The sequence below is a fragment of the Treponema phagedenis genome, assembly GCF_008153345.1.
Lineage (GTDB): Bacteria > Spirochaetota > Spirochaetia > Treponematales > Treponemataceae > Treponema > Treponema phagedenis.
This window is the reverse complement of sequence record NZ_CP042818.1, coordinates 2,542,750-2,557,796: the sequence shown is the minus strand read 5'-3', so window position 1 is coordinate 2,557,796 and position 15,047 is coordinate 2,542,750. Positions and strand designations below refer to the sequence as shown.

Annotated in this window: 9 protein-coding genes; all 9 read right to left on the bottom strand. The window is 40.9% G+C overall.

Features of this window, described 5'->3' with window-relative positions; genetic code table 11:
* Positions 1 to 74: 74 nt before the first annotated feature.
* On the bottom strand, positions 75 to 4,607 hold the full coding sequence (locus tag FUT79_RS11195) for a tetratricopeptide repeat protein (protein ID WP_148889678.1): 4,533 nt from the start codon (positions 4,605 to 4,607) through the stop codon (positions 75 to 77).
* Between the two features lie 214 nt (positions 4,608 to 4,821).
* Entirely contained in the window at positions 4,822 to 5,571 is a 750-nt protein-coding gene (tpiA, locus tag FUT79_RS11190; protein ID WP_024753265.1) for a triose-phosphate isomerase, read from the bottom strand.
* 452 nt (positions 5,572 to 6,023) lie between these two features.
* Complete coding sequence (locus tag FUT79_RS11185; protein ID WP_024753266.1) at positions 6,024 to 7,283, bottom strand: phosphoglycerate kinase; 1,260 nt, start codon at positions 7,281 to 7,283, stop codon at positions 6,024 to 6,026.
* Positions 7,284 to 7,571: 288 nt separating this feature from the next.
* Entirely contained in the window at positions 7,572 to 8,090 is a 519-nt protein-coding gene (locus tag FUT79_RS11180; RefSeq protein ID WP_024753267.1) for a DUF308 domain-containing protein, read from the bottom strand.
* Positions 8,091 to 8,163: 73 nt separating this feature from the next.
* Positions 8,164 to 9,282 (bottom strand): DNA adenine methylase, encoded by a 1,119-nt coding sequence (locus tag FUT79_RS11175; protein WP_044634686.1) that lies wholly within the window; start codon positions 9,280 to 9,282, stop codon positions 8,164 to 8,166.
* A gap of 24 nt (positions 9,283 to 9,306) precedes the next feature.
* A complete protein-coding gene (locus tag FUT79_RS11170; RefSeq protein ID WP_024753269.1) occupies positions 9,307 to 10,974 on the bottom strand; it encodes a tetratricopeptide repeat protein in 1,668 nt (555 codons plus the stop codon).
* Positions 10,975 to 10,983: 9 nt separating this feature from the next.
* Positions 10,984 to 11,394 carry a transcription antitermination factor NusB gene (gene nusB, locus FUT79_RS11165; RefSeq protein ID WP_002697407.1) on the bottom strand — a complete coding sequence of 137 codons (411 nt, stop codon included), beginning with the start codon at positions 11,392 to 11,394 and terminating at the stop codon, positions 10,984 to 10,986.
* Between the two features lie 3 nt (positions 11,395 to 11,397).
* Entirely contained in the window at positions 11,398 to 12,483 is a 1,086-nt protein-coding gene (locus FUT79_RS11160) for an MOSP complex formation periplasmic protein, TDE1658 family (RefSeq protein ID WP_024753270.1), read from the bottom strand.
* A 129-nt stretch (positions 12,484 to 12,612) separates the two neighbouring features.
* The gene (locus FUT79_RS11155) at positions 12,613 to 14,415 is read right to left on the bottom strand and encodes an alanine--tRNA ligase (protein ID WP_148889676.1); all 1,803 of its coding nucleotides are present in this window, start codon (positions 14,413 to 14,415) and stop codon (positions 12,613 to 12,615) included.
* Positions 14,416 to 15,047 lie beyond the last annotated feature (632 nt).

The following is a 15,047-nucleotide window of genomic DNA, read 5'->3' as shown; positions in this document are numbered from 1 at the left end:
TTTCCGTGTCTCTAAAAGAGGACGGAAAATATAGTTGCCGTCGATGAAGGGCAACGTAAAAATAGGCTGCCTGTTTATTCTATTTCCTTTAACATTTGAAATTTTTTCATAAGGATATCTAATGAGCGAATACATTCGGCTGCAAGAATTCTATCTGAAAATTCTACTGTGAGTCTATAAAAGTATTTAAACATATCATTAAATGATTCCATTTCATTTCCGTAAATAGTTTTAAAGTTCTGATGTATCTTACTTAAAAGTGCTCTGTTTTTTAATCCTCCAATGCGTTTTAGCTTGTTCATAATATAATCTAATTGCGCTTGATCATTACCTTCTAAAAACGACATTGGCTCTACCTCTGTTGACGAAAGAATAGATGCGTTTAAATAGGAAAGTAAATTCAGCAAATCCTTTGCATCAATTAGATGAGAAACTTGTGCAAAACGCTGCGTATCAAAATGGGTTGATAAATCGGAAGACTCAGGTTTGTCATCGGTTATTTCAATTGTATCAAACTCTTCTATGTTTTCTTTATTTTCAACTGTAGCAAATTCATCTTCGCTTTCTTCATCTTCAATCGGTCTATCTTCCGAAAGGGATTCCTCAATAGGCTTTTCCGGCTCTGATAAATCGATTTCTTTGGTTATATCCTGCGGGTCAAACTCATTGCTGTACTCGGTGTTTTCCGTTATATCTTCCGAAAGGGATTCCTCAATAGGCTTTTCCGGCTCTGATAAATCGATTTCTTCGGTTATATCCTGCGGGTCAAACTCATTGCTGTACTCGGTGTTTTCCGTTATATCTTCCGAAGGTGATTCTTCGAGAAGCTCTTCCGGTTCTGATAAATCGATTTCATCGGTTGTATCCTGCGGGTCAAACTCATTGCTGTACTCGGTGTTTTCCGTTATATCTTCCGAAGGTGATTCTTCGAGAAGCTCTTGCGGTTCTGATAAATCGATTTCTTCGGTTGTATCCTGCGGGTCAAACTCATCGCTGTACTCGGTTTTTTTTGTTATGTTTTCCGAAGGTGATTCTTCGAGAAGCTCTTGCGGTTCTGATAAATCGATTTCTTCGGTTGTATCCTGCGGGTCAAACTCATTGCTGTACTCGGTGCTTTTTGTTATGTTTTCCGAAGGTGATTCTTCGAGAAGCTCTTGCGGTTCTGATAAATCGATTTCTTCGGTTGTATCCTGCGGGTCAAACTCATTGCTGTACTCGGTGTTTTCCGTTATATCTTCCGAAGGTGATTCTTCGAGAAGCTCTTCCGGTTCTGATAAATCGATTTCTTCGGTTGTATCCTGCGGGTCAAACTCATTGCTGTACTCGGTGCTTTTTGTTATGTTTTCCGAAGGGGATTCTTCGAGGAGCTCTTCCGGTTCTGATAAATCGATTTCTTCGGTTGTATCCTGCGGATCAAACTCATCGTTGTACTCGGTGCTTTCCGTTATGTTTTCCGAAAGGGCTTCCTCAATAGGCTCTTCCGGTTCTGATAAATCGATTTCTTCGGTTATATCCTGCGGATCAAACTCATCGTTGTACTCGGTGCTTTCCGTTATATCTTCCGAAAGGGCTTCCTCAATAGGCTTTTCCGGCTCTGATAAATCGATTTCTTCGGTTGTATCCTGCGGATCAAACTCATCGTTGTACTCGGTGCTTTCCGTTATATCTTCCGAAAGGGATTCCTCAATAGGCTTTTCCGGCTCTGATAAATCGATTTCATCGGTTATATCCTGCGGGTCAAACTCATCGTTGTACTCGGTGCTTTCCGTTATATCTTCCGAAAGGGCTTCCTCAATAGGCTTTTCCGGCTCTGATAAATCGATTTCTTCGGTTGTATCCTGCGGATCAAACTCATCGTTGTACTCGGTGCTTTCCGTTATATCTTCCGAAAGGGATTCCTCAATAGGCTTTTCCGGCTCTGATAAATCGATTTCATCGGTTATATCCTGCGGGTCAAACTCATCGTTGTACTCGGTGCTTTCCGTTATATCTTCCGAAGGGGATTCTTCAATAGGCTTTTCCGGCTCTGATAAATCGATTTCATCTTCGTTTGTATTTGCAAAATCATAATTGCTGATGAGATTTGAATCGGTATCGGCAAAATCAGGCTGTGGCGGTTTTGGACGATTTTCGGTTTTGGGAAAATCGAAAGCGTTTTTTTTATCATTGGAGAACTGCAATGAATCGATTTTATCATTTAATTTGTTAGCAAGTTTTTCAAGTGTTTCCGCAGCCTTTGCAAAAGCTGTATTTGCTTTTTGCACCGGATCAAAGTACGGACTAAATGGGAAATCTTGTAAGGGGTTCTCTTGGTGATTTGTGTGCGGAGGAAGTGCCGGGGTTTTTTTAGAAGCAGGGTCTGCTGCATTTTTTTGGCTTTCAGATATTGTATCATCTGCATCGGAGTGTTTTGATGAAGTTGATTTTTCTTTGCCTTTTAGTTCTTGATTGGAAAGGTCTTGATTAAAAATATCCTTATCATCAAACGGTATAAGATCAGCGTCGGCTTCTCCAAGAAAATTATTATCGGTTAAAAAATCTTCTTTATTTTTTTGCTGATTTTTTTCCGGTGACTGTTCATAAAAAGGTTCAAACTCAGCTTCTCCAAGATTTTCACTATTGTCTATAAGATTGTCGGGGGAGAGTAGGGGAGCTTCACTGTCACGGTCTGTTTCAAAGTGGTGGGAACCGTTTTCTTCCTCAAAGTCGGATACTGTGTCGTTATTGTCGGTATCAGAACCCGAAAAGATATTTTCTTTTTGATCGTACTCGAAAGGATTTCCCATTTCTTCTTCCGGGATATCGCTGAGTTCACTGTCTTCAGAGTTATCAGAGGAATCGGAAATATCATAAAGCGGGGAGTCAATTGAAAGATCAAGTTCATAATTTTCTCCGTCTTCATCTTCTATTAATGCTTCATAGGGAAACGAAGATGTGTCCTCATCTTCTTCATCAAAAAGAGAAATGATATCTTCATTCTTATATGTAGGGAGGTTTTGTATTTCAATATTATCTGCATCAAAAAATTGTTCATCGTCATCATTTGAAAAATCAATATTGGCATTCAGTCCTACATCTTTTTCAAATGCTTGCGCAGCTTTTTCGTATAAATCAAGAGTTTGAGAAAAGGAGGCTACGGAATTTTCAATATCGCCGCTACTTTGGATATTTGCGATTTCTCCGGCAAGATGAATGGCGCTTTCAAGTTCTCCGTATTTTTTCATTAAGGCGGCTATGGCCCTATTGGCTTCTATATGATTGGCATCTTCTTGCAGTATTTTTTTATATTCATCATAAGCAGCTTTTGGTTTTTCCATAGTTTCAAGAATCTCTGCAAGACGCATTCGTATGGGAATATCTCCGGGTTTGTTTTTTAAATATTGTACAAGCTCTTCTTTTGCTTCCTCATATTGATGAGAGAGGAAGTATTGTTCAGCCAACTCAAGTCTAAAATCAATTTGGGACGGTGCAATTTCAAGGATTTTTTTAAAAGCTTCGCTTGCTTTTTCCGAATCTCCTAAAAGAGAAAAAAGCGTGCCTTTTACTTTTAACGCTGCAATGTCGTTATCCCATTCAGGGTCAAAATGAAGAACAACTTCTTTTGCTTTTGCGTAATCTCTAAGCTTTAAGCAAACTTCTGTCATAGTAACTAACAGTTCTTTTACTTTACTCGCAGTTCCGCCTGCAACTTCAAGGGCATGTAAAGCTTCAAGATATTTTTTTTCAGCAATAAGAATTTCCGCTATGCCTACCGCGGCGGGTGCAAATTTATTATTGATTTTTAAAGCTTGAGTATAATAAATTTTGCTTTCTTTTTTAAATCCCTTTTGTGCATATAAGGTACCGAGTGCTGTAAGGTTTTTGTCGGATTCTCCTTCAATTTGTATCAGCGTTTTATATGAATGAAGGGCAAGATCTGTTTTCCCGATTTTTAAATAAATGTCTGCAATGTTTTTTTGTGCTTCAATAAAGCCCGGCATTGTCTTTACCGCTTCAAGGTAGGACTCAAGCGCTGCGGTGAGTTTTCCTTGCTTATAAAATATGTTTGCAAGATTAAAGTGTAAGAAAGGATGATTAGGGTCAAGCAACAAGCCTTTATAATAGGTTTCAATTGCAAGTTCAGTTTTTTTTTCTAATGCTTGAATAGTTCCGAGATGATTATAGGCAAGCACATCGTTAGGGTTTAATTCAAGAACTTGTTTAAAGCAGTCTGCCGCTCTATCGTACACTTCTCCTTCTTTGTATGTATTCCCGAGGTTGTATAAAACAGTTTCTTTATTTTTGCCCAGTTTGAGCGCTGTTTTTAATATGGCAACGGATTCAGGTAGTTTTCCCAAACGGCGATAAACGGTACCAAGATTGTTCAGTACATCAGCATCTTGAGCATTTTGCATTTGTAATTTTTTATAGACGGATAATGCTTTTTGAAATTGTTCCGATCGAAGATACAACTGTCCCAAAGCCGAATATATTTCATACTCGTCTTGTTTCTCTAAATTTTTATTGCTTTCTAAAAATCCCTTTAATATTTTTTCACCGAAATCAAAATCTCTTGAAAGCAGTGCCGATTTAACCCGATGAAGCAGCCGTTCGACGTTTTCAGACATAAGTCTTCCTCATATAATTGGTTTACGTAAGAGACGGTATGAAATCTATTACGCATAAGGACGAGCGCTTGGATTAAACAGTTGTTATAAGACCGCTTTTTCGTATGGTATGCGCCCCTCCGTTTTGTTGTAAAACAAAGCGGAGAGGAACGAATTCAATAGAATGATGTGTATAAAGATGAATTCAAAACTATGTATGAAGCTCTGTTTTCAGCTACTTACAAAGCGCAATTGGCGCAAAAGTTTCCGCTTTTAAGGCGGCGCCGCCGATAAGACCGCCGTCAATATTTTCTTTCGCCAAAAGAGCCTGAGCGTTTTCCGCTTTCATAGAGCCGCCGTACTGAATAATAATCGAATCCGCTGCGTCCTTATCATATATATCGGCAATTATTTTCCGTACATAAGCATGAATTGCATCCGCATCTTCGGGAGTGGCTGTTTTCCCCGTGCCGATTGCCCATACCGGCTCGTATGCGATGGTTACTCGTTTTAAATCCTCTTTTGAAACGCCGTCAAGCCCTTTTCTGGTTTGTGCTTCACACACCTGCTCAGCCTTACCGGCTTCCCGCTCTTCCAACAATTCACCGATACAAAGGATAACTTCAAGTCCGTGTGCAAGGGCAAGCTTCACCTTCTTATTAACCATTTCATCGGTTTCTTTGTAAATATGACGCCGCTCCGAATGCCCTAAAATCACAACCTGCACGCCGAGGTCTTTTAATTGCAGCACGGAAACCTCACCGGTGTGAGCACCCTGCTCATCAGTGCTCATATTCTGTGCACCAAGTAGGACGTTCGTGTTTTTTACAACCTGTGAAACCGCATCCAAGGCAGTAAAGCTTGGCGCAATCATGTACTTATGCGGCCCGCCCTTTACCGCTTCCACAACATCTTTTGCCAAAGCAACAGCCTCGGCCTTTGTTTTGTGCATCTTCCAGTTTCCTGCAATAAAATATTTACGCATAATTTCTCCTAATAAATAAATTGTATAAAAAGTTTTTCTCTCATTTTGTTTCAACGAGTTCTGCTGGTATAATGTTTTTTTGATAACTCGATCCGCTTTTAACTCATTTCTGCGTGGAACCACGGGCGTCCGTGCCTGTTCTGATTTTTGCCGTCCGTGGCAGTTCTGATTTTGCCGTCCATGTCAAAAACTAAACCACGAGTTTGAAAACTCCCTGTTATAAAAAGGAGTCCGACACGGCGCAACGGTGAGTAGCTTACCATAGTAATGCTGAATCTGCAAGCCGGTATGGGTAACACTCCAATTAGTACAACAGCAAGTTAATCACAAAACGCCACACCGGAACACATACCGCACGATTTTTGCAAAACAGCGTTCGGCGCCGTTTTGCGGTAAAACAAAACCCGCCGAACATGCAAACCAGGCTGTTTTTCAGTCTCTGTACTCAAGCCTTATTTTGTTTCGAGGCAGGCAATACCCGGCAATGTTTTCCCTTCAAGGAATTCAAGCGAGGCGCCTCCTCCGGTTGATACATGGCTCATACGGTTTGCAAGATTAAACTTATTCACCGCCGCAACGGAATCTCCGCCGCCGACCACACTGACAGCGCCCTTATCGGTTGCATCGGCAACATAGTGCGCAACCTCGGACGTCCCTTTTGAAAAAGCTTCAAACTCAAACACACCAACAGGTCCGTTCCACACAATGGATTTTGCCGCGGCAATTTCCTTTTGATATAAGGCAAGCGTTTTTGCCCCGACATCCATTCCCATCAGATTATCGGGAATATCCACGCCGTCAACCATAACGGGTTTTGCATCGGCTGCAAAAGTTTCCGCGCATACATGGTCAACCGGCAAAATAATACGAACATTCTGCTTTTTTGCATTTTCCAGCAGCGTTTTTGCCGTATCCAAATAATCATCTTCTACGAGCGATTTACCGATTGCATGACCCTGCACTTTCAAAAAAGTATACGCCATACCGCCGCCGATAATCAAAGCGGAGGCATTTTTTAACAGACTGTCAAGCACGCCGATTTTGGAAGAAACCTTTGCGCCGCCGATAATGGCAATCATCGGTTTGGGCGGATTTTTTACCATTGGTTCAATATATTTTACTTCCTTCTCCATCAAAAAGCCGCCAACCTTCACCTTCATAAATTCCGCAATCGTAGCGGTTGAGGCATGGGCACGGTGCGCGGTTCCAAAAGCATCGTTTACATACACATCGCCGTAGCTTGCAAGCTCTTTTGCAAGTACACGCTGTGCATCAAGTTCTTTCGCCGTCTCCTCCTTATGGAAACGGGTATTTTCCAGCATCAAAACGCCACTTTCGGGCAGCGCATCTATGCGGGACTTTTGTCCCATACAGGAATCTGCAAACTCAACGGAAGAGCCAAGCTTTTTTGCAAGATACTCGGCAACGGGCTTCATGCGGTTTTTGCCGTTAATAAAAGCCTCTTTATCAAAAGGCTTCCCGTCTTTTGCCGCTTTTTCAGCAGCCTTCTTTGCATCCTTTTCGGGATCGCCAAGATGACTCATCAACACCAGTGAGCGCGGCTTCTGCTCAAGAATATATTTAATGGTCGGCAATGCCGCAACAATTCTGGTATCATCCTGAACCACTCCGTCTTTCATCGGCACATTAAAATCAACACGCATAATAATACGCTTATTTTTAAGCTCAATATCTTTTACCGTTTTAATCATATAAACCTCCGTATCATACTAAAACTGAATCATATTCTATAAAAATATAACAACTTGCGGAAAAAAGTTCAAGAGCGCCTGCGGTGTATTCACGACAAGAGCATGAAGAATAAAAGCCGTAATTCTGGTGTCCGTAGTGGTACCATAGGAATGTTGAATCCGTTTTTGCGTTCGTGGCAATTCCCGTGGAAATACCGAATCCGCAAACCGCCTATTGATGCTCCGATTAGCATACCGGCACGTTAATGAGAGAATGGTGCACTGCTCGCTCTTTGTATCTTTCAGTATTTATTTATATGCAAGTAATAAAAAGATATCGCTGATTCCGCTTATAATGAACCCGATTCCGATGATAACAGCGGAAAAAGATGAAATTTCGGTTGGGTTTAAAATTGAATATACTCCAAACGAAATGGCCAGTATTGCAAAGCATAAAAAAATCCACCAATAGGCAAATTGATTTTGTTTTGCTTTAATTGCTTGACTCAAATTAAGTATGCCTTGCGTAAAAAGAAAAAGTCCGAAAATAATACCAACTATTGCAAGAATAAATTTCGGTTGTAATAAAAAAAATATCCCGGCGGCAATTAAAATACCGGCACTTACCAGATTGATCCTTCCGCCGCTTATATTTCCTTTGTAGTACAACCAGCGTATCAACTGGTAAACACCAAATAGAATTATGGCGATTCCGATACAGGTTACAATAATAATATTTATTGTTTCCGGTTTTGATACACAAAGAATACCTAAAATTAGATAAAAAACCGCTAAAATAAAAAATGAAAGAGAAGAATTTTTATTCATAATGAACCAACCTTATCATTATCTTTCTTTTATTACAAGTCTCAGGGAATCGGACACAGAGCTCACGCAACTGTTATGTCTTTTCCAATTTGAAAAGATACTCGTGGAGGTGAATGTTTCTGTTTTTTAAATTGCGGGATGCGCGATAGGCGGTATATGGTATTCGGATAATATTCACCTTGCCGTAAGTTTCCAATAATTGTTTCATATCGTCAAAAGCGATAAAGCCTTCGGAGTTATAGCTTACCAGAATAAATTTTGCCTGTGCGGCAGCGATAAGGGAGGCAAGATGTTGCGGAGCGCTTTGACGTTTATTGTAGCCCGAGCGGTTCCAGTTGTTTGGAATGCCCGAAACTCGGCTGAGCGGAGCGGTAATTTTGTTTTCGGCAATAATGTTCAGCATAAAATAATTTGAGCCATAGGGATGCTGATTATACGGCGGGTCGATGTACAGGAAATCCAGCTCCGGCAGTGAATGTATGAGTGTGTTTGCATCTTGCTGAGAGATTTTTGTTTCGCATGCGTAATTACTGAACACGGGCTTAAGGATGCAGATCGGTTTGGTAATTCGCTTGAGGGCATGTTGCCCCGCACCGCCGAAACAGACGATGCCGGTTTGCGGATTCTTATAAAACCCTTTAAAAATACCTCCCGTGTTTACCTGCACCGATGCTTGATATAAAAGGGGGGCTAAAAAATAGTCTTTTAATGCGGGATTAATCTTTTCTATATTTATGCGAAGAGTATCGATAATACCTGCATTTTCAACAGTGTAAAAAACACGTTCTCCCGATTGTATCATCTGATTGTTTTGCGGCGCATAATTTTCGGTAATAATTCCATGTACCATTTCGGTGTTCAATTTATCTTGCAGAAATAGAAATGCTTTTTCATATGCGGTGCGGTTAAAATCAGAATAGTTACTTAGATAGCATCGATTTATGATAGCGGAATACAGCTCCAAATTATTTACATAGAGTTCTTTGCTCCGCTGTTTTAGCAGGCGGCTGACAATGCCGGAACCTGAAAAAATATCGGCGGAAACAAGCTTTTTATTTCCACAGTAGTGATAAACATTTTCTATTTCTTTATCGATATAAGGCAATAGTTTCCGCTTGTTCCCGATGTAGGTAATAATTTGTTCGGTTAAAAATCTGGGGTTTTCCGCTTTTGGCGTTTTGTTTTCAAACATGGCGAAGTGGGTTATTACGGAAACCTACTGTGCCGCTTTTAATTTTTCCAACAAAACAGAAGCGGAATAATTTTTTGGATCAAGCTCAAGCGAATGATGCAGCATTTCTATGGCACGATTTATTAATCGTTTTTTTGCTAATATTTCCGCTGCTCGATATTGTAATCTGCTTTTTTCTTCGGAACTTTGCGCAATTTCTGCTGCGCGGATAAAGTTTTCAACAGCGGAATCCGATTCTCCCATTGCATCAAAAACAATTGCGGTATTAATGATTGCAGCTTTTTTAGTGTTTGCCCCTTCCATCGCCGCAGCGAATTCCCGCAAAAGGATTTCGGCGTTTTCCGACCGGGATGCTTTGGCCACTGCCGCATAAAAGTTGTCTTCAGGCAGGAAGTCGGTTTTTTCGATACTGAATGCAGCGCCGTAATCCTCCGTGTACATAAAAAACCATCGAGCATAGTTTCTGATTGTTTGATTTTGGGGGAATTGTTCAAGGAGTTTCCACATAGCGGCGCTGCTTCCGTTAAGGTTCTTTTTTGCAATATACTTATAATGAAAAGCTTCTAAATGAAAGCGGATGTCCGCATTTTTATCTGCAAGGATCTCTTTAAATAAATCTTCGGGAAGAATAGTAAAACGAGGAGAAAGAAAGTATTCTTTTTCCATCTCTAAGGAATAAAATCCTTTATTTTCCAAAAAACTTGTTATTGAATCCGATTGTTTTGCGTTGTTTCGAAGTTTTGCAAAAGCACGTATGTATTGAGCCGTTGCAGGGTAATAGGTTTTATTAATTTTTATACAATGGATTAATGCATCAACGGACTCTTTTTCTGTCGGAGCGGTGAGCGCTAAATTATAAAGCGCATCCATCGGTTGTGTGGGGAAATAATCAATATATTGTTGCCAAAAGGCTTGAGCGCGCTCTTTGTCGTTTAGACCGTAGGCTGCATCTGCGGCAAGCAGAATATGAGCTTTTGCATTTTTTATTTGTTGCTTACTTGCGGTACTTGAATCGGCGAGTGCAAGAGTAAGGGGGAGGTTTTCAAATACAGTTGAAAAGTACCCTTGATCAAAGGCAAGCAATGTCCACAGATAAGGGTTTTTCAGATTTCCCTGCGGTGAAACGGCATCTTTTAAAATAAAGGCTTCCTTCATTTTGCCTTGAACCGCTTTCATAATTGCCGCATTTTGTAAAAACACTTGAAAGCCCGTTTTTTTAAACGCAGTTTTCCAAAATTCCGGGCTCGTGTTTTGCGTTTTTGCTTCTACATCCGCAAGGATGGATGCTTCCGCCCCCAAAGCTTCATACTTACCGTATTTAACATAGTCCACATAGCGGGCAGCATCGGCAAATCTTTCTTCCCTTAGAAGAATGGAAATAATTACTGCCGGCAGGCTATCATCTTCGGGGTTTTTTCGCATTCCCGATTGCAGAGTTTGTAACGCGTCGGGAATAGCTTTAAAAGAAAGTTGACGTTTTACAATACTTAGATGTTCGGATGGCGTCTTTGCTTTTTTACTAAGCTTAATAAGATCTTTTAAAATTCTGGTATTTTCTTTTTTTGGAATGAGACTGTCAATATATTCAAGTTTTTGATGAAATTCTTCGGGATTTGTTTTTTTGCAAGAAAAATAAAAGGAAAGTGAAAAAACTGCCAGTACTGCTAAAAAACATTGAGCTTTTTTTGCCATAGCAAAATATTACGCAGTCTTTGCAATACTGTCAAGTATGGCATTTACAAATTTAAAGGAATCGTCTGTCCCGAAAGATCGTGCGAGATTAACGGCTTCGTCAATTACAATAGCGGAGGGGGTATCTTTTTGAAATAATAAAGAGTATACACCTAACCGTATGATAGCTTTATCCGCTTTATTGAGGCGATCAAAATCCCAGTTATGTAAATTGTTCTTTATATGGGTGTCGATTTCTTCTAAATGTTCAAGTGTCCCGAGAAAGAGCATTTTCGGAAAAAGAAACGCTTCTTCCGAAACAGGCTCTTTTGTTTCAAACCATTCAAATTGAACAAGTTCTTCGGGAGAACTTTGTCCGAAATCCCAAGCAAATAATGCCTGAAATGCAAGAATTCGCCCTCTTCGTCTGCCGATTTGCATTTTTTACCAAGCTAGAAGTTTTTTCAACTCTGCATCGCTTACAAGCATTTTATAATTTTCCGGCTTTTTAAGCTCTGCAGCAAGATCGGTAATTGCCGTTTCAAGCGCTTTTTGTTGGATTTGCATCATCAACATGTTCTTTATTGTTTCATATAAGGTAACCGTATTGTCAGGCTCAACAACATCACTTAATGTAAGGATTTTTGCGGAATCTTTTGCCAATACCATAAAGTTTTGATAATCCAGCGGAGTTTCATTTACTTCTGAAACAGTGTTTATATCCATTTTAAAGATCTCAAGCAATGCGTCCATAGAGAGTCCAAGCTGCTTGGCGGTTTCCGATGTTTTTGCAAGATAAATTTCTCCGGCAGAATACCCTGCTTTTGGGGTATTTCCTTTAGATTTGATATCCGCCATAGCTTTTTTACCTGATTTTTTAAGCTGATCATTAAAACCCTTTGCTTTTATTTTTGCAGCATTCGGATCGGTTCCTTTCGGAATAGAAACCAAAAAGAGTTTTACCGTATCGGGACGAAAGAAAATTTGTTTGTTCAACTCGTAATATGATCGAATTTGGCTATCTGTCGGTCCTTTGAGTTTTTGAAATTCAGCTGATTTTTTTTGCATAACATAGCGTTGTGTGCTGAGTTGAGTTTTTAAAAAAGCCTTATATTCCGCAAGCGTCATACCATTTTGCTTCTTCATTAACTGATCTAAAGAAATCTTTTCCGTTTCTTTAATATAGTCGGCGAATTCCGCTTCGGTTGTCAGTTTGCCCATTTGTTGTGAAAGAATATTATTGAAATACTGATTAACTTCGGAATCGGTAATTCGGATTCCTTCTTTTATAGCAGCTTGAGCAAAAAGCCTTTCTTCAATAAAGCTATCCATAAATCGACGCCGATCCGCTGTACTCAGTTTTTTGCCAAGCTCTTTTTCGATGGCAGTTACTCTGCTTTTTATTTGACCGAGAGTAATCGGCTCACGAGTTTGTATTGAAATTTGAGCAATCGGCTGCAAAGCCGACTGCGCGGTAAGAAAGCCGAGAAAAACGGCAAAGAAAAGAACCGCAGTAATAATTTTTTTCATTAGACAGTCTCCGTAAAATAGTCGCGTACTTTAAGCGATGTTTTGTTGTCAATAATATACTATTGCATAATTATATATTTATAAACAGTTAAGAGTTTTTTAAGTTACGCTCTCGATGATTTTCATGCATTATTTTTCCAATTCAGCCCGAATTCGGCGCACTCCAGCTGATGAGGACTGCTCTTTTTTAATAACAAAGTGTCCGAGTTGTCCGGTATGCTCCACGTGCGGACCTCCGCAAACTTCTTTTGAAAAGCTGCCGATAGAGTAAACCTTCACTGAATCTTCGTATTTTTCACCGAAAAGAGCCATGGCTCCGCTTTTTTTCGCCTCATCCAAAGACATTACTTCAAAGCTCACCGGCAAATCCGCCTGTATTTGCTCATTGACAATGCGTTCCACCTCCGCCTTTTCTTCGGGGGTCATCGGCTTCGGGTGTGAAAAGTCAAAGCGCAAACGCTCCGCCGTAATATTGGAACCTTTCTGTTCAACATGATCACCCAGCACCATGCGAAGCGCTTTGTGCAAAAGATGCGTTGCCGTGTGGTAGGCGGTTGTCTGTTCGGAATGATCTGCAAGCCCGCTCTTAAAAATCTGCTCGCTTCCCGCGCGGGAAAGCTCCTGATGTTTTTTGAACGCTTCGTCAAACTCTTCCCTGTTCACCTGTAACCCGGATTCCCGTGCAAGTTCTTCGGTAAGCTCTATCGGAAAGCCGTAGGTATCGTACAGCTTAAAGGCAAGCCGTCCGGGAATAATCTTTTTCGGGTTTTTCAAAAGGTTTGGCAGCATTTTTTCATACTCCGCCTCGCCTTTTTTTAAGGTTTCGAGGAATTTCTTTTCTTCGGCTTCAAGACTTGCATAAATCTCGGTTTCTTTTTCTTGCAGCTCGGGATACGCACCCGTATATTGTCCGATAACTACCTTAGCGGGAGTCGACAAAAAGCAGCCTTCAATACCGAGCTTTTTACCGTGTCTGACCGCGCGGCGGATAATTCTTCGCAGTACGTAGCCTGCGCCGACATTGGAAGGGGCAACGCTTTTGGGATCACTTAAAATAAAGGTTGCGGCTCGCACATGATCGCAAATAATTCTGATGGAAATAGCATCCGCCTCATTCTGTCCGTAGGTCTTTCCGGATAAGCGCTCAACTGTTTGTATAAGCGGCGTGAATATCTCGGTTTCGTATACGGATTTTTTTCCTTGCAACATTGCAACCGTACGCTCTATGCCCATGCCGGTATCCACGCAATGGCGGGTAAGCTCTGAATAACTGCCGTCTTTGTTTTTATGATACTGCATAAAAACATCATTCCATATTTCTATGTATTTGCCGCAATGGCAGCCGGGCTTACAATCGGCACCGCAAGCATCTTTTCCCGTATCAATAAACATTTCGGTGTCCGGTCCGCAAGGTCCCGTTTCGCCTGCAGGCCCCCACCAGTTATCCTTACGCGGCAAAAAGTAAATTCGTTCTTTAGAGATACCGAGCCGCTGCCAGGTTTCCGCGGATTCGGTGTCTTTCGGCACCTGTTCATCACCGGCAAAAACCGTAACGGAAAGCAGGTCAATCGGAATGCCCAGATATTTTTTATCGGTTAGAAATTCAAAACTATATTCAATTGCTTCTTTCTTAAAATAATCGCCGAGGGACCAGTTGCCGAGCATTTCAAAAAAGGTTAAATGGGCGGCATCTCCAACCTCATCGATATCGCCGGTGCGGATACATTTTTGATAATTGGTTAGACGAGTTCCCGAAGGATGCGGCTCGCCCATCAGGTATGGCACCAGCGGATGCATACCCGCCGTAGTAAACAAAACGGTCGGATCATTATCGGGAATTAAAGACTTGCCGGATATTTCGACATGTCCTTTGCTCTTAAAAAAATCAATATACTTTCTGCGCAGCTCATCTGCTGTAATTTGCATTTTCATAACATATATAGTAAAAAATACGATGAGAATTGTCAACTGAAAATACGAAACACGCAGAGCTTAGGCATAAACAAGTGTCAACCGCTCCTTGAACCACGTGCTTTTGCTACTATCTTAAAAACGCATTGTAAAAGAAGCCAAGGGAGCCTTAAAAGAGATTTCAGTACTACTATAACGGTTTCTAATTAAGTTGCTGTTATACCTATCGGAATATCAACACTAATGGCTTGCAGCTTCAGCATTATCACGGCAAATTGTCGAAATGACAAAATCAGAACAAATTCAAAACTCGCAGACTTAATTTTGACATGGACGTCAAAAACTCAGAACGGGCACGGACGCCCGTGGTTCTAAAGAGTGCACACCTCACACCTATAAGTGTGAACACCTTGCCTGCAAGGAGGTGCTCTGCGGATTCAACCTCCCTATAGTAAATTGCCCACCGTTGCTCAATTCCAAACGATGGTTTAAAGCATCAACACAAACTATAAAATTGAAGCTCTAAAACTCGCAGCACTGATTTAATCAAGAATACTAAAAATCAGGGCGTGGCGGTGGTTCCACGCAGAATTGAGTTTGAAAACTACCACAGCGTACTCGGAGTTTGACTCCTTTTTTTATGATTCGTATCA